The 21,078-nt window shown below is 39.8% G+C and carries 24 protein-coding genes and 2 pseudogenes; 20 read left to right on the top strand and 6 right to left on the bottom strand.

Annotated elements, in window-relative coordinates; genetic code table 11:
* Positions 1-5 precede the first annotated feature (5 nt).
* Positions 6-2,243, bottom strand: a complete 2,238-nt coding sequence (gene dsbD / locus AU255_RS13780) for a protein-disulfide reductase DsbD (protein ID WP_080523515.1) — start codon at positions 2,241-2,243, stop codon at positions 6-8.
* Between the two features lie 478 nt (positions 2,244-2,721).
* Here dsbD and AU255_RS13775 point away from each other — a divergent pair, with 478 nt between their 5' ends.
* The 3 genes from AU255_RS13775 (at position 2,722) to AU255_RS13770 (ending at position 3,946) form a co-directional block, all read left to right on the top strand.
* Positions 2,722-3,162, top strand: a complete 441-nt coding sequence (locus AU255_RS13775) for an FxsA family protein (RefSeq protein ID WP_080523514.1) — start codon at positions 2,722-2,724, stop codon at positions 3,160-3,162.
* 219 nt (positions 3,163-3,381) lie between these two features.
* Positions 3,382-3,519, top strand: coding sequence for a hypothetical protein (locus AU255_RS20435; RefSeq protein WP_198942641.1), 138 nt, complete (start codon positions 3,382-3,384; stop codon positions 3,517-3,519).
* Positions 3,520-3,580: 61 nt separating this feature from the next.
* The gene (locus AU255_RS13770) at positions 3,581-3,946 is read left to right on the top strand and encodes a DUF4870 family protein (RefSeq protein ID WP_080523513.1); all 366 of its coding nucleotides are present in this window, start codon (positions 3,581-3,583) and stop codon (positions 3,944-3,946) included.
* A gap of 221 nt (positions 3,947-4,167) precedes the next feature.
* Here the strand turns inward: AU255_RS13770 and AU255_RS13765 are convergent, their stop codons facing one another.
* Together AU255_RS13765 and AU255_RS21555 are read right to left on the bottom strand one after the other, a co-directional pair.
* Complete coding sequence (locus AU255_RS13765; protein ID WP_080523512.1) at positions 4,168-5,031, bottom strand: hypothetical protein; 864 nt, start codon at positions 5,029-5,031, stop codon at positions 4,168-4,170.
* 289 nt (positions 5,032-5,320) lie between these two features.
* Positions 5,321-5,443: pseudogene (locus tag AU255_RS21555) on the bottom strand (IS701 family transposase); the annotation flags it as partial.
* An 81-nt stretch (positions 5,444-5,524) separates the two neighbouring features.
* Here AU255_RS21555 and AU255_RS13760 point away from each other — a divergent pair.
* Positions 5,525-6,496, top strand: coding sequence for an IS1595 family transposase (locus tag AU255_RS13760; protein WP_080522024.1), 972 nt, complete (start codon positions 5,525-5,527; stop codon positions 6,494-6,496).
* On the opposite strand, the pseudogene AU255_RS13755 reads toward AU255_RS13760, so the two are convergent.
* Positions 6,493-7,428 (bottom strand): annotated as a pseudogene (locus tag AU255_RS13755) (IS701 family transposase); the annotation flags it as partial. The gene AU255_RS13760 and the pseudogene AU255_RS13755 sit on opposite strands and share 4 nt — an antisense overlap.
* 467 nt (positions 7,429-7,895) lie before the next feature.
* On the opposite strand from AU255_RS13755, the gene AU255_RS13750 reads away from it, so the two are divergent.
* From AU255_RS13750 to AU255_RS20850, 14 genes are all read left to right on the top strand, one after another.
* Positions 7,896-8,483 carry a helix-turn-helix transcriptional regulator gene (locus AU255_RS13750; protein ID WP_158083128.1) on the top strand — a complete coding sequence of 196 codons (588 nt, stop codon included), beginning with the start codon at positions 7,896-7,898 and terminating at the stop codon, positions 8,481-8,483.
* A gap of 135 nt (positions 8,484-8,618) precedes the next feature.
* Positions 8,619-8,915, top strand: coding sequence for a WYL domain-containing protein (locus tag AU255_RS13745; RefSeq protein WP_456299071.1), 297 nt, complete (start codon positions 8,619-8,621; stop codon positions 8,913-8,915).
* Between the two features lie 54 nt (positions 8,916-8,969).
* Positions 8,970-9,173, top strand: coding sequence for a hypothetical protein (locus AU255_RS13740; RefSeq protein ID WP_080523508.1), 204 nt, complete (start codon positions 8,970-8,972; stop codon positions 9,171-9,173).
* Positions 9,174-9,494 carry a hypothetical protein gene (locus tag AU255_RS13735; protein ID WP_080523507.1) on the top strand — a complete coding sequence of 107 codons (321 nt, stop codon included), beginning with the start codon at positions 9,174-9,176 and terminating at the stop codon, positions 9,492-9,494. It begins immediately after the preceding gene.
* 416 nt (positions 9,495-9,910) lie between these two features.
* Positions 9,911-10,453 carry a type I-E CRISPR-associated protein Cas6/Cse3/CasE gene (gene cas6e / locus AU255_RS13730; RefSeq protein WP_080523506.1) on the top strand — a complete coding sequence of 181 codons (543 nt, stop codon included), beginning with the start codon at positions 9,911-9,913 and terminating at the stop codon, positions 10,451-10,453.
* Between the two features lie 11 nt (positions 10,454-10,464).
* A complete protein-coding gene (locus AU255_RS20865; protein WP_233144680.1) occupies positions 10,465-10,632 on the top strand; it encodes a hypothetical protein in 168 nt (55 codons plus the stop codon).
* 41 nt (positions 10,633-10,673) lie between these two features.
* Positions 10,674-10,883, top strand: coding sequence for a hypothetical protein (locus AU255_RS20430; protein WP_198942640.1), 210 nt, complete (start codon positions 10,674-10,676; stop codon positions 10,881-10,883).
* A 21-nt stretch (positions 10,884-10,904) separates the two neighbouring features.
* The gene (gene cas7e, locus AU255_RS13720; RefSeq protein WP_080523505.1) at positions 10,905-11,933 is read left to right on the top strand and encodes a type I-E CRISPR-associated protein Cas7/Cse4/CasC; all 1,029 of its coding nucleotides are present in this window, start codon (positions 10,905-10,907) and stop codon (positions 11,931-11,933) included.
* A 9-nt stretch (positions 11,934-11,942) separates the two neighbouring features.
* Complete coding sequence (gene cas5e / locus AU255_RS13715; RefSeq protein ID WP_080523504.1) at positions 11,943-12,566, top strand: type I-E CRISPR-associated protein Cas5/CasD; 624 nt, start codon at positions 11,943-11,945, stop codon at positions 12,564-12,566.
* Positions 12,563-14,053 (top strand): type I-E CRISPR-associated protein Cse1/CasA, encoded by a 1,491-nt coding sequence (locus AU255_RS13710; RefSeq protein ID WP_080523503.1) that lies wholly within the window; start codon positions 12,563-12,565, stop codon positions 14,051-14,053. The genes cas5e and AU255_RS13710 overlap by 4 nt, the downstream gene beginning before the upstream one ends.
* Before the next feature lie 351 nt (positions 14,054-14,404).
* Positions 14,405-15,985 carry an IS66 family transposase gene (locus AU255_RS13705; protein WP_080523700.1) on the top strand — a complete coding sequence of 527 codons (1,581 nt, stop codon included), beginning with the start codon at positions 14,405-14,407 and terminating at the stop codon, positions 15,983-15,985.
* Positions 15,986-16,347: 362 nt separating this feature from the next.
* Positions 16,348-16,533, top strand: coding sequence for a CRISPR-associated endonuclease Cas1 (locus AU255_RS20860; RefSeq protein ID WP_233144679.1), 186 nt, complete (start codon positions 16,348-16,350; stop codon positions 16,531-16,533).
* Between the two features lie 12 nt (positions 16,534-16,545).
* Positions 16,546-16,818, top strand: coding sequence for a CRISPR-associated endonuclease Cas1 (locus AU255_RS20855; RefSeq protein ID WP_233144678.1), 273 nt, complete (start codon positions 16,546-16,548; stop codon positions 16,816-16,818).
* Complete coding sequence (locus AU255_RS20850; RefSeq protein WP_233144677.1) at positions 16,815-16,976, top strand: hypothetical protein; 162 nt, start codon at positions 16,815-16,817, stop codon at positions 16,974-16,976. The genes AU255_RS20855 and AU255_RS20850 overlap by 4 nt, the downstream gene beginning before the upstream one ends.
* 264 nt (positions 16,977-17,240) lie before the next feature.
* Here the strand turns inward: AU255_RS20850 and AU255_RS13695 are convergent, their stop codons facing one another.
* Together AU255_RS13695 and AU255_RS13690 are read right to left on the bottom strand one after the other, a co-directional pair.
* Positions 17,241-18,005, bottom strand: coding sequence for a UDP-2,3-diacylglucosamine diphosphatase (locus AU255_RS13695; protein ID WP_080523699.1), 765 nt, complete (start codon positions 18,003-18,005; stop codon positions 17,241-17,243).
* 25 nt (positions 18,006-18,030) lie between these two features.
* Positions 18,031-18,729, bottom strand: a complete 699-nt coding sequence (locus AU255_RS13690; protein WP_080523502.1) for a TVP38/TMEM64 family protein — start codon at positions 18,727-18,729, stop codon at positions 18,031-18,033.
* A gap of 559 nt (positions 18,730-19,288) precedes the next feature.
* Here AU255_RS13690 and tgt point away from each other — a divergent pair.
* Entirely contained in the window at positions 19,289-20,398 is a 1,110-nt protein-coding gene (tgt, locus tag AU255_RS13685; protein WP_080523501.1) for a tRNA guanosine(34) transglycosylase Tgt, read from the top strand.
* 288 nt (positions 20,399-20,686) lie between these two features.
* A complete protein-coding gene (yajC, locus tag AU255_RS13680; RefSeq protein WP_080523500.1) occupies positions 20,687-21,037 on the top strand; it encodes a preprotein translocase subunit YajC in 351 nt (116 codons plus the stop codon).
* The last annotated feature ends 41 nt before the right edge of the window (positions 21,038-21,078 follow it).

The following is a 21,078-nucleotide window of genomic DNA, read 5'->3' as shown; positions in this document are numbered from 1 at the left end:
GAGTATTATTTAAGCTGTGACAAATTTTGCAAAAAGCTTTCCGCCTTTTGATAACCAATCACTCGCGCATCGAATTGTTCTTGCTGATTAAGATTGAAAAACAAAATTGCGGGGGGGCCGATTAAATTAAAGGCTTTCAATAAAGCTTTATCCTGTTCGTTATTTTCAGTTACATCAGCCTGCAAGATAACAAAACCAGACAGTGCCTGCTTGACTTCAGGTTTGCTTAAAGTATAGGCTTCCATCTCTTTACAGCTAATACACCAGTCAGCATAAAAATCCAGCATCACCCATTTTCCCTGAGCGCTTGCGGCCTGCAACTCCTGGTTTAATTCTGCTAAAGAATTTATTCTTTTAAACGCTAACGGCGCTTCCTGTTGTTGACCAGACGAACTTGATGAGAGGCCCTTTAACGGTTGCAAAGGATTACTACTGCCTGCACTTAAGCCGATTAAAATCAGTAAACCATAAGCAAATAAAATAACACCTAACCCCTTCCATAGCTTATGCCATCCGCTATCTACTTCCTGTAAAGGATCTAATACACGCAGGTAAATAGCTGGAATAATGCACAGCATTGCCCACAATAACATGATGATTTCAGATGCTATTACACGCTCTAACATCCACACGGCGACAGCCAGCATAATAACCCCAAATACTGATTTACTGGTATTAAGCCAGTGTCCCGCCTTGGGTAATAAGCTACCCGCCGAAGTACCAATAATCAGTAGTGGAATACCCATGCCGAAGCCCATAACAAATAAAGCAGAGCCGCCCAGAATGAGATCTCCTGTCTGACCAATATACATCAGTGCGGCTGCCAGCGGTGCAGCCACACAAGGGCCGACAATCAGCGAAGAAAAGACACCCATTAAAGCCGCACCGATAAAAGATCCATCACGGTGCTTGTTACTGGCATTGTGCAAACGAGATTGTAAGGATTTTGGCAGTTCCAGATGATAAAAATCAAACATCGACAAGGATAAAATGATAAAAATACCACTGAACAGATAAATCACCCAGGGTGCCTGAAAAGTAGCCTGGAGATTACTGCCAAATAAAGCCGCAAGCACCCCAAAAACAGTATAGGTAATTGCTGAAGCAAGGACAAAACTAAAAGACAGGAAAAAAGCCTTGCGGTTAGTAATATCCTTGCCTTGGCCGACAATAATTCCCGATAAAATGGGAATCATCGGAAACACACAGGGAGTAAAGGCTAATAATAAACCAAAGCCTAAAAAGCTTAATAAGGTCAGGAAGAAAGAATCCTGTTGTAAAGATTCAACGATAAGGTCTTGCTCAGAAGCGGGTTTATTATTAACTGTACCAGAAGGCATAGAGATTGCCGCAGTTGAAACAGCAGGTAAGAGTAAATTAACTGTCTGCTCCATCGGCGGATAACAAACCCCGCGCTCCGCACAGCCTTGAAACTTGGCAATAAGCGTTATTTCGTGTGCGTCGGGATTGCTGCGGGCAAGGGACACATTAACACTTAAAGTATCATGCAAAATTTCTACATTACCAAAAGCTTCATCATATTTAGCTTTTCCGTGAGGAATCTCATAACTTAGTATCTGCGTATCAGTGGCTCCTGATAACTGTAGTGCAAATTTTTCCCGATACAGATAGTAGCCATCAGCTATGCGCCATTGTAGATTTAATGTTTGACCATCTTTGACTGTGGCTAAAAATTGAAAAGCTTCATCAGCAGGCAATAATTTATCAGAAAATAGCTGAAGGCCTAGATTCAGCCCCTTACTTAACTGATCTAAGGGATTAAATGAACCGCTACCCTGTGGTGTATCTATAGCAGGCAAATGAACATCTATAATGGTACTTTGCGGTGGATAACAAAGCCCCAAATCTGAACAGCCCTGGTGTTTGATTAATACAGAAAACGGTACAGCAGTAGCAGGGCGTTTTAGTGTTAAAAGACTTTCTATAGAATGGCGATAAATTTCCATATCACCAAAATTTGGATCTTTTTTCATTTCACCGGCTGGTAAATCAGCTTGCTCAATAATTATCGAATTGGTTTTTGAGGCAAAGGAAATTTTCTTGCGATACAAATAATATCCATCGGCAATTAACCAGGAAATCTTTACGTTGCCGTCCTCTGTTGCTGTAGCGGAGACTTTAAACGCTTGATCAGGCGGCAATAACTGATCTGGATCAATGGCATAGGCCCAGTGGCTAACAAGAATAAAAAAGCAGGCAAAAGTAAATTTCAAATAGTGCATTATGTTATCTAGAGAATGAGTCAGGCAATCCGTTTACGCCAGGAAAAAACAAAGATTTTTGGTCTATCATTGTGGCTGGTGCTCTGAAAAAAACGTTCGGTATCTGTCTGTTGCAGGCAAGAGAGCATAAAGTAAAGTGTATATGTGCTTGCTGTTTTTTGCCTAAGATAAACCGAGATTTAAATAGTCATGATATTACCACAGGACGATAGTATATTTTCAATGATTTGTAGCGCAAACCTCTGCTTTTTGAAAGTCAGACCAGATATTTTAGATAAATTGATGTGATACTGAAATAGCACAAAAAAACAAATTTACCGGGGAAAGGTTACTAATATTAAAGGTGACAAATACAGCTGGCTGAATACAATGGCAGACTGATTATTTGATTTTTTTTAAAAAGTCCTTATTGTAGAGAGTCTAAGACAAAAATTAATAAAGTCAGTTCTATTAACCGGATAAACAAAGAGGTCACATAATGAACCCCATCCAACTCGTCTTTTTAGCCTTTTTAATTGTCCCCTTTATAGAGATTTATCTGTTATTACAAATTGGAGGCATAGTTGGCGTATTTCCTACTATTATCCTGGTTGTGAGTACTGCAATAATCGGCGCAGGCCTGTTAAGACATCAAGGCATAGCAACCTGGCAGCGTTTTCAGGAAAACATACAACGCGGAGAAGTTCCTGCTTATGAAATGGTTGAAGGTCCTATTTTGCTGGTAGGAGGCGCATTATTATTAACACCGGGTTTTTTTACCGATGTTATTGGTTTTGCTTGCTTGATTCCTTCCGTGCGCAGAAGAATTGCGCAATACATCATTGAAAAACGTTTAATACAGGCGGGTGTAGTTCCGGGGCAACAAAAATCCAAAGCAGAACCAGGCGTAATAGAAGGGGAATTTAAGCGAGACGACTAAAGCGAATGCTGGATTGCCTGTAGAGCGACTTCAATCTGCCTGATAGAGTATTTAGTTTAGCTAAAGAGTAATGAAAAGCTGGGTATTAGCGTATATATGGAGTTATTCCGCAGGTCAATTACCCAGGCATATAACAAAGAAAGAGATCCAAACCAGAGGGAAGGTGATGAGCAAGGCTACTGAGCGAGGTAAAGGGTTAAAAACTGCGTTAAACAAGAAATGAAACGTCATTTAATAACAACTATTTTACTGGTTATTTCCTTGGTATTTTATGCTTTGGGTTATTCTGGTGCGGGTTGGCTTACTTTTTTAGCAGGCGCAGTATTTGAGCTTTGGTTTTGGATACGGTTTTTATAAAAAATTAACTGAATTTTTTCGGCTAGTCTAATTAATTGACAACTCAAAAGGTAGGTGTTTGATGAATAATTTAGCAACTGAACAAAAAGATCCTGATCAATTACGGGAATTAAAAAGATTAACGACTACGGTTTATTTATGTCAGGCACTCAGCTTGATATTTGCAGCTTTGCCTTTATTGGTGGGTGTAGCAATTAATTTTTATAAGCGGAATGAAGTGCAGGGCACATGGCTCGAATCTCACTTCAACTGGCAAATAAAAACCTGTTGGGTAGCTATAGCAGGGATTGCAGTATCAGGGCTTACTTTTGCAATGGGAATAGGCATTTTTACCTTGTTTATGACTATCTTCTGGATGGTTTACAGGATCACTATCGGCTGGAATGCATTGACTGCAAGCAAGCCTATTAATAACAAGATAAATTGACTCTATTTTTAGTTTTTAATAATTAGGATCAGGTACTTAATTAAATAGCACCTTTCTTATGTAAGGGAAGATGGGCATTTAATTTGTATTGACCTCAGTTAATGTAATGGCAGTTAATGGTATTATCATTACTCACTGACCTATTCCTCGTTGTTATTTCTATCGTGGCGGATAAAATTCCAACAGAATACGTCAGCCTAACTTTTTGTCAAACGCCAGATCTAATCATATCTCGAAGAGCAGACTGGTTCGACTATGCACGCACCATTGGTTTCCTTGATACCGAATTGCTGACAACCGTTAGCATTCTCTATGAGCTGTGGAAACGACGTTTCACGTACCATACGATCCAGCTTCTGCTCGAATCCGCACTTAATGGCAATTTTCTCTAGTGGCCCATCGAATAGGTCATTAAATACGAGGCAGGGAGCTTCTGGTGCGCAATCGCTTTGTGCATCGCCCTTTTGAGTAATAGATAACCCATAACTCGAAAGAGGAATGTTTGTGGTTCCGTTCGAATTAGTGAGATTATTTACGCAAGTAACAATAGTATCCTGGTCTTCATCTCGGTCTGCAGGCGTCCCGATCATACACTGATATTCCCAATCGGTCAGGATCATGCCCTTGTCAATGCCAAGACTTCGGGCGATTTTATTGGCCCGATCCAGCCCCAATGGTTCGTTAAGCTGGCTAAGACGTCTTGCTATACCCGGAGCCAATCGCTCCCATTTAGAGTTCGCCTGACAAGCTGTCGGATAGGAACAACTTTTGCTTCGAGGGAAAGGCTTATCGCCGAAGAAGCGTGCAAATGCGGCATAGGAGCACCCTTGTGGGTTTTTCTCAAGGCAGTCGGAAAACACTAAAGGAATGGGCGTCCTGTATGCTGGCATGTTAGCTGCCAAGTTAGGATTCGAGATGTACAGGAGTGAGAAATTTACTAAATAAATGCCCGGGGTTACGGCAACTCCGTATGGTCCAACCGGTGGTAAGTCCCGACTATTCTGGTCTGCGCCAACTAAGCTCGGAAATGCGCTGAAAATTACTAAGACAGCAAATACGCAAAATGATACGGGTCGTTTTTTCATCTTTTTCCCTTTATTTCTATTATTTTGATATTGTTATAGAGTATATAAATCAGATGGTCAAGAAATACGGGAAGCATTTTACGAGTAATAACTGTAATAACTGGGGGCAGGGTAAACTTAAAAAATCAATCTGGCTGGTCGAGTAGACGGAGTCTCTCGATAAGCTTGCCTATGATTCGATAATGCTTTTATTGTACACTTCGCTGCAAGCGGCTACTGTGTGATTTTTAACGATTGCTGACACTCATCAGCCTCGATTCGAGTCTATGTTGAGTTACGTTTTTAGAAGTTACGCATTGACGACAGGTTGAAATTCTGGGTTTAAATGGCTTATATTTGGCATAAACGTCTCAATAAATGAAGCCATGATATCTTTGAATAAATTTCTTTGCACGCTATAGCAATTACTAAGGCTATGTCACCGTAAAGTATGGAATTTCATATAACAAGAGCGTATAAGTAAATAAAGCCCATGTAAATTAAGGAGATAGTTATGAAAGCCCCAGAGTTTTTAGAGTTCATTTCCGAAATAAATCAACTTGACCACCATCAACGCACTGTTCTAACGAAAGCACTGGATCAACTAGAGGACGAACCTAAGGTTTTTGATTTAATTGAAACAATATTTGATAGCAAAGGTAAATGCCCTCATTGCTCCCATACCGAAAGCCACAGGCATGGTATAAAAGATGGCCTTCAGCGCTACCGCTGTAAAGCCTGCAAAAAGACATTTAATGCTTTGACAGGAACGCCTCTTGCTCATCTACGCCTCAAGTCAAAGTGGCTTGATTACTTAGGAGCTATCGCAGAATCATTGACTGTCCGGCAGGCAGCTAAAGAAATTAATGTGCATCGAACTACAACCTTTCGATGGCGGCACCGTTTTTTAAGCTGGATTCAGCAGGATCGTCCCAGTGCTCTTCATGGCATTACAGAAGCTGATGAAACCTACTTACTTGAGTCACATAAAGGAGAACGCCATCTCAATCGTCAACCAAGGAAACGAGGGGGCTGTGCGACTAAGCGAGGGATTTCTGATGAGCAAATGTGCATTTTAATTGCTCGTGATCGCTCAAAACAAACCGTAGATTTTGTGACAGGTAATGGCCCAATAAGCAAAATTGTTCTTGATACGCATTTAAAGCCAATACTAGACCAGGATGCCCTCCTTGTGAGTGATGGCAATCCAACTTATGGTGCATTTTGTAAAGCTGAAAAAGTATCTCATGAAATCGTTAACATGAGTCAAGGGCAGCGGGTGACTAAAGGGGCCTATCATATACAAAATGTCAATGCATACCACCACCGTTTTAAATCATGGCTAGACCGCTTTCATGGTGTAGCCACCAAGTATTTACCTAATTATTTGGCTTGGTGCAGAATTATGGATCGGAACCACAATCTAACCCCTGAGCAATTGTTACATTCTGCTCTGGGTGATTTTCAATACTTAACGGTGACATAGCCATTACTAATGACCTCTGCGAAGCTCAATTTTTGTAATTGAACAAACCCACAAATTGCAGCAAAAAGGTGATTTTTAATGGCTCCTTTGCTGCGAACCTGAAATTGCTCAATGTTACATACTTGCTTAATTGCACGATGATATTGCTCAATTTGCCAATGTCGATCATGTTGTTCGGTAAAATCCCTACTGCCAAAGGACTTGGTTTGCTCGTCATTAGGTAGTGCACTTATATAATGGCGAAGTTGGTCTTTCAACTTTGTCCGAAATAATTTCACGTACCCAAAATTTTTGAGCCAAACGACCAAGCCTTCCTCTGGAACTTCTAGTTGCTTAACTTGAACCCATGTTCCTTCTTCAACAGAAACCAAGCGGTTACTTTCCAGCGCAAAGAGCAATCCTATCTGATGATTTCTAATCCGTTTAAGATTTTTTACGCAACTGTACCAACTATCTCCTGTTACAAAGCCTGGCTCAAGCCCCCAAGATAATACCTCTGCAAGCATATCCAGAAAGTAGTCATTTTTTGTTTTCCCTTCGGCTTTATCTACCACTCGAAAATTGACAGGTTGGTGTTTTCCTTGAGTATCCGTGTAGTACAAAGTAACAAGGTTAATCCCTTTGACCGCTCGGTGATGCTTGCCTGACCAAAAATGACTGACAAAAGCCATGTACTGACTATGAGGCTTATCCAGTACGCTATCGTCAACACTTAAGGTTCCGCCCTTTAAATTCAAAGTAGGACTGGCTTCGTTATATAAATCGCGCCCGGTATACGATTCACGATTCAGAAATCGGTTGACGCTATCATGTGAAATTGACATAACTTCTCCTAGCCGGCAACAGCTAGCCTGTTTAGGCTCACTTAACAAAAATCCTATGTACATCGGTAAAGTACAACGAGCAGTTGATGGGCGGGTTATTTCTCTTATCAAGGTCTAGATTTATAGTGGATTCGGCATTTTTCTGTATTATAGTTTAACATTGACTGTCAATGCGTAACTTCTAGTTTTTATTGCTTTGCAACAAAAATCTACCTGATTACCCACAACTCTCAGCTATATTCGTCATTCCTGCATGCTTTTAGCAGGATTCTCGTGGGGAAAGCAAAGATTCCCGATAAAAGACTTCGGGAATGACGAGACTATTAACATACTGATATTTAAAGATCTTTTAATATGACTGTGAGTTGTACGTAATCAGGAAAATCTAATCCGACCTACAATGTAATACATTTATTATAAATACAATACTCTGTTAACTTAATGGTAGTGGTGCAGAGCATGGGAACGAGAAAAAGTAGTTCTAATGTAGCGCATGAGAAAACATCGACTCACTATAAAATCCGCAACCGTCACCGCGCGAAGTAAAGATAAACAAATCGTTAGATTTTGTTACAGTGTTAAAAAAACATAATTTATTTAAGGAAAACAATGGATCGTTTGACAGAATATATCGTTTACATAGAATATTTAGTAACCACCGTACTCCAGTCTCAGTTAAACAAATCATGGCGCATCTGGAATGTTCTAAATCCAGCGCTGACAGAGACATACAAGTATTACGAGATTACCTTAATGCTCCCGTTGAGTATAACCGCGAAGCGAACGGCTATTTTTATAACCAGCAAACAGCTGTGAAATCCTATGAGTTACCTGGTTTATGGTTTAGTTCAGAAGAATTACATGGGCTGTTGATTTGTCAGCAAATACTGCAAAATATCAGCCCTGGAATTTTCAGTGATCTGATTGAAAGTTTGCATCAACGGATTAATAAGATGCTCAGTCGGGAAAATAGCCCGCAACCCGATATCTCCGAAAAAATACAGGTCACGACTGTCGGCAGGCGCTTACAGGATGACAGATATTTTAAAAAGATAACCAGCGCTCTATTCAGTAATAAACAAATACGCATCCAATATCGATCCAGAAAGCAAGGCCGGGAAAACAGCGAACGGATACTCTCAGGACAAAAACTCATATATTAACGAGATATCAGGTATTTTGTCGCACACTGCCATTTTCGCAATGATCTGCGAATATTTTTTGTATATAATATCCACTCAGTAACGATACTAGATAAAACAGCCTTAACAATTTCCCAAAATTTTTTGCAGGACTTTTTGCATTCCTCATACGGCATATTTACCGGAAAAGCTGAACATACAGCACTACTGGAGTTTAGCAAAGCCCGTGCAAATTGGGTAGTTGATGAACTTTGGCATGCTGAGCAACAAGGTGAATGGCTGAGTAACGACAACTATCAACTGAGTTTTCCCTTTAGTGACAGCCGGGAGTTAATCATGAATATTCTCAAACATGGCGCAGAAGTCATGGTGATAGCACTGGAGTTTTTAAAAGCAGCGGTTAAGGAAGAAATCAATAAAATGCAAAAAAATTATCACTGCCTCACCGAATGAGGTAGTGGCTGTGGATAATATAATTGAATCAAGATTCATTGCAAGGAGTGATAAATGACAGAGCCTTTATATTACCGATACTGGAGCAAGGGAAAAGTTGATAATGAGGGAGGTGGCGTATATTTGGTTACAAAAGTCGGCAGTACTTTAAATCAAATTTCTTATCAAACTAAATTAAGCAAACAGCAATCTAAATCTGCTGTATTATTTTGTATACGTAAAGGAAGATTATTGTTTGCAACACAAGTGATAGAGTAATTGCTGGATATAGACATCTTTGATGTTCTGGTGTGTCAAATCGCATTGATTGAATTTTTAATGCAACGCATGGGGCGTTTATGGCGGCATGATCGGACAGATGAAAACGCTAAACTATTTCTACGTGCGAATGTGATTAAAGCGCCGTTATTTATTACCTTATGCCCTGATTTACTCCAAGTAGAGGCGAATTTTTCAACCGCTTATGCTGGTAACGGTTATATGCATAAAAATATTCAGGTTTTATACCGAACAAAAAATATTTACAGGCGCATCCACAACTTGTTTTTCCAGATTGTTATCGAGATGCAAATAGTCTGATTCATTATGACAAATCCTATATCAAGGAACTTACAATACTGACGTAAATTGTTGAAAAATTTAATAATGAACAGGAGGGCGGCAATTATTCAGCAAAAATGATCAGCAACCGAGATTCACGACTACTGAATGATGTTGACCCACGTTCAGCCTTACTAACCAGAGAAGGTGAGCAACCTCTGGCCGTTGTAGTGTCTAAATCCAAAGAAGATTTATGACATGAAAGAGAATATGCCGAACAACAAGACAGAGAGAAAAATACCGTGTCTTTATCTGGAAAGCTGGCAAAATGAAAAATGATGATTATTTTTGCCCAAATGCGGTTATTGGTTCAGATATTTTTTACTGTGAAGTAGGCATATTTGATGAGCGGTTACAAAAAAATGTAACAACGATTGAATAAAGGAGTTGAATGAATGTATATCTCACAGGTGGTTTTAAAATCCACTGACAGTTATGAGCAGCATCAAGCGATTTGGAGTTTATTTCCCAATACACCTGAACGAAAACGTGATCATTTGTATCGAATTGAAAGCCAAAACAAGGAGAAAATTGTCGCTCTGTTGCAATCATCCACTGAACCTAAAAGTAGTGACAAGGTAGAAGTTCTAAAAAGTAAAGTCTTTCAGTTGAATTTGGTAAATGGTGATTATTGTAGATTTAAACTTGTCGCACATCCTACCAAACGATTAAGTAAAGCTAGAAATGTGATTGAAATTCAAGATCAGGCAGAACAAATTCAGTGGTTGCAGCGTAAATTAACGGGGGCAAATGTTACAGTGACCTCAATGGACTCTGCATTAGTGGATAGCCGAAAAATTTATAAATCCCGCTTTGTAACCTTTGAAGGCATATTACAAATAACCGATGCCGATAAAATTCATAATGCGGTTGTGATGGGGGTAGGTCGTAAAAAACATGCAGGCGCTGGATTATTATCGCTTGCCAGAACACAATAAAAGGAAAAATAATGTATCAAAGAATTTATGAAGCCTACTGTCGGTTGGGAAAAGGGGATCAAGCTGAATTAAATCGCTGTAATTTGAAAAACATAGCCAATGCCCCCGCTTATTTTCGTGTGCTAAAAATGACGGTTTACCCGATAACCAACAAACGTTGTGTATATTGTTTTTGCTAGTGGATGTAGATATAGCCAATGATGAAGAATAACCGCGTTCAGTGGCTAAGGCATTGATTTATGCAGGTGTTAAAGAAAAGCATATTAAACAGATTAGTCGTAGTGGCGAAAGTGGTATCGAATACCTTAAGCGTCAATTGATATGCAGTAAACAGCTTAATTCAGACAGCATTGGCAAACTTGCACAATACTGGAGCGATAAGTCCAGACGCAATTTATTAAAAGATTTCATTTTATCCCAACAAGATTAATTCATTTCAAGAAATAGGCGCATGACTACATTTATTAATATCCATACACTGATTTCTCACCCCTCTTCAATGATGAACCGTGATGATTACGGGTTACAAAAAACCGCTATTTTTGGTGGCAGAACCCGTAGCCGTATTTCTAGCCAATGTTTAAAAAGAGCGATAAGACAAAGTTACATCTATCGCAAGGTGGTTGACGAAGTTTCAATTCGTACTAATAAATTCGATGAACTATTTGCATTATGTATAAAAGAATTACCTGATGCTGATGCAAAATTAATTGAAGACGTGTTGTTAAATCTTGGCTCTAAAGTTAAAAAAGAAAAAAATAAGGAAACGGGTGAAACCAGGCGTGAATTTGATGCAGTTCAGCCTTATGCGCTCGGCGCGATTAAGGAAGCTATTAATATGGTGTTGGCTGGGACTGAGCTGAAAGCATTAAAAAGTATCCCCCAATTACCCACTATTGACGTTGCCTTATCGGGTCGAATGGATGCGAGTTGTCCAGCGCGTAATGTAGAAGCCGCTATGAGTGTTGCTCACAGTTTGACCACTCACAGTGTTGATATTGAAGTGGACTGGTTTACCGCTTGTGATGATTTAGCAGAGCAAGGTTCAGGACATATTGGTACAACAGAATTTAGCTCTGGTGTGTTTTACCGTTATGCTTCTATTAATCTGGATTTGCTTGCAGAAAACACTCAAAAATCCAAACAAGAATTAAATGACATCATTAATACCGTTGTGCGCTGTTTTGCACAAGTTTCACCTTCTGCTAAGCAAAAAACATTTGCTGCCCATAATCATGCGGATTTTGTCATGGTTACTAAGTCTGATCAGCCTTTATCCTTAGCAAATGCCTTTAGACGTGCGATTAAAAATAACAGTGATGTCATGGAAGAGTCAATTAACAGTCTAATTTCTCATTATGAAAAATTAGTTTTAGGCTATGAACTAGAATCCAAAGCAATCGCCTTTGATATGACTGATTCAGCCAAAAGTGAACAGATCTATTTGGTCAGCAAGCTTAGCGACATCAACTTTAATTAAGGTCAAGTTATGAAAACCTTAATTCTAAGAACAGAAGGTCTGTCAGCCTATGGCTTGCAAACCTTTGATGTGCATAGGAGAGTTAATCACTTTCCGACACGATCAGCAGTACTCGGTTTGTTAGGCGCTGCTATAGGGATTACTCGCGATCAGCATGAGCAATTGTATCGTTTATCTAACCAGCTAAAGGTTGCTGTGCAAGTGCATAATACCGGGCAAAAAATAGTGGATTATCACACGGTACAGAATTTTCGCAGTCCAATGGGGAAAATCCAAAAAGGCACGAAACCCACTTATAGGGAATACTGGTGTGATAGTGAACATTCCTTTGCGATAACTGCGGATGACGAAACCATTAAGTTATTACAAACAAAAATTAAATCACCTGTCTTTACTCTATTTCAAGGTCGTAAATCTTGTCCTTTAACACGTCCATTATTTGAAACGATTATAAACAATGATAATCCTGCCAATGCATTAAAAGCATTGGCAAAAAAAGGTCATATTTTTAGTGATGTTTCTGGTGAAAACCAAATTGCAACGCTTCAAGTACGCGATTTAATCACCAGCATACCCAGAAAAAATGCCATGCGTATGGTTTATGTTTGTGCCAGCAGTAGATATGATAAATGAACTTGTTAACCGATGATTTTATTTCCACCACTATAGGGAAAATTTCTTTAAAGACGCTTTTAACTTCTGATACAGATTATCAACTGCAATATGCTTTTGATGAAATTCAGTTGGCAATTTTGCAGTTATTAGGCTCATTAAGCACAGTTGTAATAAAGCCGGCTTTAAATGAATTAAAAAGCTATTTGAAGCATGGTTTAACGGCAGAGCAATATGATCTCGCATTATGCAACGTTGATTTACATTGGTTTGATGAAAAGTGTTTTATGCGTTCAACTATGCCAAACGAAAGTAAGATATATTCTGCTCCCATTACAAAACTTGTCTCAGGCATTGAATGTGGAGGGTCTGAGGATGCATCAGGTTTGTTTTCAGAAGTGTCTCAGGCAAATATAGTCTGTCCAGATTGTATTCATGTATTAAATTATAATTTACATATGAATATTAAGGGAGAGTGTTTTTCAAAATTTGGAGCAACTGGAATTCGAGGTGGCGGTTCATTGTCAACGCTGATTTCAGGAGAAAATTTAAAAACGACTGTATTATCCAATACGGTTGCAATAGATTTTTTCGAATCATTAAGAGCAATAACTGAACCAAATAATAAGTTAATGTGGCAGGATCCTATGCTAGGGGATATTTATTATGCCCACCAAATAGGCCTGGAACGTGGCTTATTTGCGTTGGCATATCATATTGATTTTTCCGAAATAGATGAAAATTGTATTTGTGATGTTTGTGGCCATCAATCGAATAAATCAATAAATGAATTTCGTTATTTAAGATATACGGGAAGTTATGGCTCAAAAAAAGAGGGGCGTGATGGAGGAGCGCAATGGTGGCCACACCCTTTTACGCCAACTACGCAAAATGATAAAGGAGTATTTCCTGTCTGTGCGAGGGATCAAAATTGGCAAAGTTGGCAAGACTTTTCCTCTTATGTTTTAGGCAGGAAAACAGAATCAAGCGTAACAACACCTGCGTTTATTGTAAGTCAGTTTCGAAAGCTTGCTCCTAGAAAAAAAGTTAATTTATTAATTGGTGGAAATATAGCTTCAAAAGGTTCAATAAAAGGTCGTATTTATGATTTATATTCAATGCCTGAGCATTGGGATAAAGACAAGTTAGAACGCATAGAAAAAGTAATTGACACTGGGCTAGAAATAAAAGATCGCCTATCTCGAGCACTCAATAAAATATTTGCTAAAAAAGCGGTAGGATACAATACAAACTTTATAGTAGGTATAAAAAATACTGCAATGCAGCAATATATATCTAATGCCCAGCAAATCGTACAGCAGCTTTTATTAGACATAGATCGTAAAGAAGCCCGAATTTTACGAAAAGAAGCGTTAGATCAGCTACAAGCAGAAGCAAAAAATATTTATCAAGCGTTAATGCATAAATACCAGAGTGATTTGCCGTTATTTAAGGCGTTGGTGAAAGGTGAAAAAATATTACTAGAAATGAGTAAATTAAAAACTTGATAGTATTGTGTGGCATAGTATAAGAGAAAAAATGTGCCCTGAAGAAATAAAAAATGAAATCAGCTAGTTAGAACTATCTGAAAAGCTATTACTTGTTGAAGATATTTGCGACTCGATAGCGATTAGTCATGCTGACATTACCAATGTCTATTGCAATTTGTTAGTGTGTTATAGTCGTCCGACAAACAGTCAGACAAGAGGTGCAAAATGAGAATCACAGCACGAATAGATGATAGTTACGAACAGAAACTTCAGGCTATTCAGCAAGCAACTCACTTGAATACAACGGATATTATGAAACTTCTCATTATCCACGGGAAAATATTAAAAAGTTGCTTTACAATATATTCTATGAACTCGCCTAAACCTGAATTACCAGAGATAAACAAAGAAGATCGCACACCGCTAGTCGATGTGTTATTGGAAATGCTTGCCTGGCAACAAAAGCAGATTGATGAGTTAGCACAAGAGATACTCAAGCTTAAAGGCGAAACCACAAAGCCTAAAATCAAACCGAGTACAATGGATAAGGAGGGTGCCCCAGGAAGTGATGACTCCTCATCAAAAAGGAAAAAAGGCCCAAGGCGCAGTAAAAAAGGCAACCTCAAAATAGATGAAACCCAAATTATTCAGCCGGATGAAATCCCAGAGGGTTCACGCTTTAAAGGGTATCAGGATCGTGTTATTCAGGATATTACCTTTCAAACTCATAACATTCGTTATCGTTTAGCAGAATATATAACGCCAGAGGGTCTTACGATTTTAGGTCAGCTTCCCGAAGACATTCAGGGAGGTAGTTTTGGTAAAAGCCTTATTGCCTTTATTCTCTATCAATACCATCACCAACATGTCACACAGCCATTACTACTGGAACAAATTCGTGATTTAGGCGTCGATATTTCGAGCGGTAAGCTCAGTTATATACTAACAGAAGATCTGGACGATTTTCATGCCGAAAAAGATGAATTACTGAAGACGGGATTATCCGTTTCTAAATATATTCATACAGATGATACTGGCGCACGGCATAAAGGGCAAAATGGCTATTGCACACATATTGGCAATGATTTTTTTGCCTGGTTCAGTAGTACAGAAAGTAAAAGCAGAATCAATTTTTTAAACTGTCTATCACAAGGCAAAACAACGCTTTATACATTGAACACAGGTGCCATTGAATACATGGCACAAAATAAGCTGTCTGTTGTAATCTTGGCGACACTGGAAAATATCAGTGTCTGCATTAACACGGCACCTGACTGGTGCGAATGGCTGGATCAGCAAGGCATCGTTAAACCTCGGCACAGAAAAATAGTCACGGAAGGTGCTTTGATGGGAGGGCTGCTAGACCAAGGCATTTCCTCTGACTTTTCAATTATCAGTGATGATGCGGGGCAGTTTAACGTCTTTGATCATGCCTTGTGCTGGATCCATGCCGAACGAGTGATTAATCGCCTGATTCCTTTAAATGACAGCCATACCAAGGCAGTCGATGACGCACGCGACCAGCTTTGGTCGATTTACCATGACCTGAAAGCTTATAAACTTAATCCTGTTACCGAACAGGCGAGCAGTATCAGGCAGCGCTTTCAAGTCCTATGCAGTACCAAAACCGGTTACGAAACGCTTAACCAGGCTCTCGGGCGAATGGGGAAAAATCAACATGAACTCCTCCGTGTACTCGACAAACCCTACCTCCCACTTCATAACAATTTAAGCGAACGGGATATAAGGGATTACGTCAAGAAACGAAAAATCAGCGGGAGTACACGAAGTGATGCAGGGCGGAAAGCCCGTGATACTTTTGCCAGTCTCAAGAAGACCTGCCGAAAGCACGGCATGTCATTTTGGGGTTATTTAAAAAGTCGCTTACTGAAGTTAGAAGGGATTCCTCCGTTATCGGAAGTCATTCGTGCGGCCGCTGCCAGTGGATAATGAGAAGTTACGATATTATCAAGTAAGCGATTGATTTTATTTATGATAAAACGGAAAAAACAAGGTTAACCGGCAGGGGGGAAACCAAAAATTACTTCAAATGCTGGCTGGAACAGCAGAGAGCCCTGAAGATTTATCGGTAAACTATAAGGAGTATTTATATCAAGGGTTGAAAGAAAAACATGGTATTGACTGGAACAAGCTTTTGGTACGCATTTTTTAATGCAAAAGATAAATATTTACTACAGGCCGTTCATGTTATGCAAAATTTAGATGAGGGGCTGGCGTTCGAGTATATGCTTTGGGTCAACCGGGCGAGGCGTGTTCTGATCGTTTACTGTATCAGGCCAAGTTGGCCTTGGATGAATACACATTTAAAAGTTGTGCGTAAAATGTATGAAATACGTATTGGAGAAAAGCCGCCCGAAAGACGTAGTATCGAACAATTGCACGGCATTGAAGGCTCAAGAGTCAAGAAAGCTTATCAAATATTGACTAAACAATCTAGTGTAACCTGGAGCGGCAGTAACTATGACCGTAACAATTAGGGCAGTGCCGATATGCCAAATCAGTGCATCAGCTCAGCAACGACCTGTTTGTATGGTATTAGCGAAGCCGCAATATTGGCAGCAGTTTATGCGCCTGCTATTGGTTTTATTTATACAGGTAAACCGCTCTCTTTTGTCTATGATATTGCCGATCTGTTTAAATTTGATGATATTATTCCGCATGCTTTTAAACTTACCGCTAAAAATTATCGTGATCCAGAGCGAGAAGTGCGCTTAATGTGTCGCGATATTTTCCGGCAATCGAAAATTCTTAAAAAATCATGACCACCATAGAAGACGTGTTAGCTACTGGGGAATTGGAAACTCCGACGGCGGCCGAAGAAGGCATTTCTCCAGCCATACCTATCCTGAGAGTATTGACGATATGGGTCAGTGTAGTTGATAATGCGTCACTGCGCCTAAGCAGTTGCATTGCTGTTTGAGTATTCCCTACATCGGTGGGGATGAACCGTAGATCAATAACATTTTAATAAACGACAGTAAGTGTTCCCTACACCGGTGGGGATGAACCGTAGACCAATAATATTTTAATAAACGACAGTAAGTGTTCCCCACACCCGTGGGGATGAACCGCGTGCCGTATTACGTAGCACGAAACACGTAACGTGTTCCCCACACCCGCGAGGATAAAACACATTCTTAGTTGCCTATTGCATGCAATAAAAAGTTCTAAGCTATTATTAGTCTTAGTCTATAACATCTTCGTGATTCACTTCCGTCCAGTGTATGAGCTCCAAGCGTCCGTCGAAGTGTTCGACGATAGCGGTACAGCTTTCTACGAAGTCACCGGTATTGATATATAAAAATTGATCAATTTCCTTCATTTCAGCATGATGGATATGTCCGCAAATCACACCATCTACATTCTCTTTTTTTAAGGTATGGACGATGTTTTCTTCATAATCTGAGATGAACTGGACGGCATTTTTAACTTTATACTTAATATAGGCGGCCAGAGAGAAATGTGAGTTAACACCAAAATATCGCCTGACTGCTTTTATTACGCGGTTTAACTCTACAAGAATATCGTAGCCATCGCTGCCTAACTTTGCGATCCATTGATGGTGTTGTGCTATGGTGTCGTATTCATCACCGTGGACTATCAGAAAACGTTTGTTACCAGCTGTGGTATGAATATCAGAATTTTTTACTATGATGTCGCCAAAGATATAGCTGTCATAGTCTCTGACATTTTCATCATGATTGCCGGGAATGTAAATGATATGTGTCCCGCGTCGTGCCTTACGCAGGATTTTCTGGATCACGGTATTATGTTCTCTTGGCCAGTACATTTTCTTGGATAGTGCCCAAAAATCGATAATGTCGCCGACTAAATATAATTTTTCACTGTCATTATATTTTAAGAAGTCCAGTAATACATCCGCCTGGCATTGCGTAGAGCCTATATGTAAATCTGAAATCCAGATGGTGCGGTAGGAATTATTTTTCATTTCATTAACAATAAATTGATGATGTTTAGAAATCACTGCGGGTGATGATATTAAATTTTTTGTTTAAAACGGGGAATAAGACTATCAGGGCAACTAATAAAAAGGCAATAAATGTCGCTGGACTCAGTAGTTGTGAAACCGAGTTAATTTCTTCCAGTTTACTTCCGGCATTGGTATAAACCAGTGATGCAGGTGTGACGCCAAGTGCTGTACTGAAAAAATATGTTTTGAATGAAATTCGGGACATACCTGCCAGTATGTTAATTAAGGCATAGGGGATCAGCATGATTAATCTTAGAGTCAACAGGTAATAGAAGCCATTTGTTTCTAGTTCGTCTTCTATGATTTTCAGTCGCTCATAGTAGCTTTTTTCGAAAGTTTCCTTAAAAGCATATCTGCTCAGTCCAAATCCTGCCAGACAGGCCATAATCGTGGCAACTATATTAAATAAGGCACCCAGGTAAAAGCCGAAAAAAAAGCCACCTAATAGCTTCACCATCGCTGCCAGGGGGACGGGTGAGTTTATGAAAATGATGCAGGCTATAAAAAACAGCAGTACTGAAAAGTAGTAATGTTGATCAATAAACTGGCTAATCATCATTTTATTGGCGTTGATATGGTCAACAGACAGGTAGTCGACAGACCAGATCGCTAGCATTATAAAAATCAAAAAGGTAATAAGTGCATACTTAATATATCTGCTTTGTGATAGTTTTTGAGGCATTTATTTTCTATTCATAAGGTTAAAACCTTCGCCTTTAGGCGAACAGATTTATCTCTCATAGTCATTGTGAGAAGGAGAGGCTTTTGTAGGATGGGCAAAGGGCTTTTTCGTGCCCATCTTTTGCGGTATTAGTGATAGGCACGGAATAAAGCCCCTTTGCCCATGCTACGGTTGCTTAAGTTTAAGTAGTTAGCTTGCAAAGAAAGTGTGAACATAGACAACAGGGCTATTTCCCCTGTACCACGATTTTCAGTCGTCAAATTCTCTAAGCCACCCGTCTTTTATCGGATGGTTGTTTATCAGATTTAAATTCTGACGGCTAATTAATAGCATTTGATTGTGAATATTGTGTGAAAAATATTAAAATAAGTCGAAAATATTGGCGCATTTCATATTTAGGACATATCCAGAGGGCTTAAGTGAACAGCATTGCCCGTCCAGATTGATAGTACTTCAGTGGGGCATTCTGGTCTGTAGCATACTAAGGTACGCGCTACAAACGTCTAATCCTTAACTCTCAATTCTGAGAACTCAATTCAATTACTATAATTATTTACCCATGCAATTTGATTTACTAAACAACGATGGTCAAGCGCGTCGAGGGCGCTTGACTTTTGACCGAGGCGTGGTCGAGACGCCTATTTTTATGCCAGTTGGTACCTATGGTTCGGTTAAGTCTCTGACCCCGCATGAGCTCACTGATATTGGTGCGCAAATTATACTGGGCAATACCTTTCATTTAATGCTGCGACCCACCACCGATGTTATTAAGGCGCATGGGGATTTGCATGATTTTATGAACTGGCAGGGGCCTATTCTTACAGACTCAGGTGGGTTTCAGGTGTTTAGTCTGGGTGAGTTGCGCAAAATAACTGAAGCAGGCGTTACCTTTAAGTCGCCTATTGATGGAAGCAAGATTTTTATGGGGCCTGAAGAATCAATGCAAGTTCAGCGTGAGTTAGGCTCGGATATTGTCATGATTTTTGATGAATGTACGCCCTATCCCGCGACTGTACAGGAAGCAGCTGATTCAATGCGTTTATCTTTACGTTGGGCCGAGCGCAGTAAAAAGGCGCATGCTGATAATCCGTCTGCATTATTCGGTATCGTTCAGGGGGGCATGTACGAGCATTTGCGCCATGAGTCTATCGCGGGTCTGGTTGATATTGGTTTTGATGGTTATGCGATTGGCGGGCTTTCTGTGGGGGAGCCCAAAGATGAAATGATGGCTACTCTGGATGTCGTGCATCCCCAATTGCCTGTAGATAAACCAAGATATTTAATGGGCGTTGGTACGCCTGAGGATTTAATCGAAGCGGTCAGGCGGGGTATTGATATGTTTGATTGTGTGATGCCTACACGCAATGCACGTAACGGTCACATTTTTACGACGACGGGTGTGATTAAAATTCGTAATAGCCAATATCAATTTGATACCAGGCCTTTAGATGAAAACTGTGCCTGTTACACCTGCCAGAATTTCTCACGTTCATATCTGCGGCATTTAGATAAATGTCACGAGATATTGGGTGCGCGATTAAATACCATTCATAATCTGTATTATTATTTAAACTTAATGCAGGAAGTGCGCGAAGCCATAGAAAATAAAGTATTTACACAATATGTAAGTTTATTTTATACACAACGGGGCAAGGTTGTTCCCGAATAGCTATGGGGATCGTTAGATATTTTGGGTCCTAAATTTTTCAGGAAGAGAGGGGCGGGCGCTGATTTTTTTGCGATATAACTTCGTGCGTCACCATTGCGAAGGCAATATTGAGTTCATTTTTTGTCAGTAGCAAGGTGCAAAAACGCATGCGTAGCCGGCCACGAGACAGTTTCTGCAACGCAGACTCTTATCAAAAGCCGGTCGATAGCAATCCATAATGGTCGCTGTGCGAAGTATATGTCATAATAAAGGGCTTTTTTACTAAATAATTGATGACACGGGGAAGACATGAGTTTTTTAATTTCTGATGCTGTTGCTGAAGCAGCTCCGGCAGTAGCACAACAACCTGGTTGGGAAGGGATGATGTTTCCCATAGGTATTTTAGTGTTTTTTTATTTTTTATTTTTAAGACCTCAGCACAAGCGTACCAAAGAACATAAAAAAATGCTTGAGCAGATGCAGCCTGGTGCGGAAGTAGTAACTGGTGGCGGGGTATTGGGCAAGGTTGTCAGTCTGGATGAAAATTTTGTACAAGTTGAAATCGCGACTGATGTCGTTATACAAGTACAGCGTCATCAGATTGGTAGCTTAATGCCTAAAGGAACTTATAAAGTTCAGATGAAAAAAGCTAAATCTTAAGCCGCTGAAAGCGTTTAGGAGCAAACATATTCAGATGGGCA

Source organism: Methyloprofundus sedimenti, assembly GCF_002072955.1.
Taxonomy (GTDB): domain Bacteria; phylum Pseudomonadota; class Gammaproteobacteria; order Methylococcales; family Methylomonadaceae; genus Methyloprofundus; species Methyloprofundus sedimenti.
Note: the sequence above shows the minus strand (reverse complement) of the source record. Positions and strands in the feature narration are given on the sequence as shown.

Coding starts and splice junctions, on each gene's coding strand:
- dsbD (WP_080523515.1), bottom strand. CDS start 2,243: ATGCACTATTTGAAATTTACTTTTGCCTGCTTTTTTATTCTTGTTAGC.
- AU255_RS13775 (WP_080523514.1), top strand. CDS start 2,722: ATGAACCCCATCCAACTCGTCTTTTTAGCCTTTTTAATTGTCCCCTTT.
- AU255_RS20435 (WP_198942641.1), top strand. CDS start 3,382: ATGAAACGTCATTTAATAACAACTATTTTACTGGTTATTTCCTTGGTA.
- AU255_RS13770 (WP_080523513.1), top strand. CDS start 3,581: ATGAATAATTTAGCAACTGAACAAAAAGATCCTGATCAATTACGGGAA.
- AU255_RS13765 (WP_080523512.1), bottom strand. CDS start 5,031: ATGAAAAAACGACCCGTATCATTTTGCGTATTTGCTGTCTTAGTAATT.
- AU255_RS13760 (WP_080522024.1), top strand. CDS start 5,525: ATGAAAGCCCCAGAGTTTTTAGAGTTCATTTCCGAAATAAATCAACTT.
- AU255_RS13740 (WP_080523508.1), top strand. CDS start 8,970: ATGACAGAGCCTTTATATTACCGATACTGGAGCAAGGGAAAAGTTGAT.
- cas6e (WP_080523506.1), top strand. CDS start 9,911: ATGTATATCTCACAGGTGGTTTTAAAATCCACTGACAGTTATGAGCAG.
- AU255_RS20865 (WP_233144680.1), top strand. CDS start 10,465: ATGTATCAAAGAATTTATGAAGCCTACTGTCGGTTGGGAAAAGGGGAT.
- cas7e (WP_080523505.1), top strand. CDS start 10,905: ATGACTACATTTATTAATATCCATACACTGATTTCTCACCCCTCTTCA.
- cas5e (WP_080523504.1), top strand. CDS start 11,943: ATGAAAACCTTAATTCTAAGAACAGAAGGTCTGTCAGCCTATGGCTTG.
- AU255_RS13710 (WP_080523503.1), top strand. CDS start 12,563: ATGAACTTGTTAACCGATGATTTTATTTCCACCACTATAGGGAAAATT.
- AU255_RS13705 (WP_080523700.1), top strand. CDS start 14,405: ATGAACTCGCCTAAACCTGAATTACCAGAGATAAACAAAGAAGATCGC.
- AU255_RS20860 (WP_233144679.1), top strand. CDS start 16,348: ATGAATACACATTTAAAAGTTGTGCGTAAAATGTATGAAATACGTATT.
- AU255_RS20855 (WP_233144678.1), top strand. CDS start 16,546: ATGCCAAATCAGTGCATCAGCTCAGCAACGACCTGTTTGTATGGTATT.
- AU255_RS20850 (WP_233144677.1), top strand. CDS start 16,815: ATGACCACCATAGAAGACGTGTTAGCTACTGGGGAATTGGAAACTCCG.
- AU255_RS13695 (WP_080523699.1), bottom strand. CDS start 18,005: ATGAAAAATAATTCCTACCGCACCATCTGGATTTCAGATTTACATATA.
- AU255_RS13690 (WP_080523502.1), bottom strand. CDS start 18,729: ATGCCTCAAAAACTATCACAAAGCAGATATATTAAGTATGCACTTATT.
- tgt (WP_080523501.1), top strand. CDS start 19,289: ATGCAATTTGATTTACTAAACAACGATGGTCAAGCGCGTCGAGGGCGC.
- yajC (WP_080523500.1), top strand. CDS start 20,687: ATGAGTTTTTTAATTTCTGATGCTGTTGCTGAAGCAGCTCCGGCAGTA.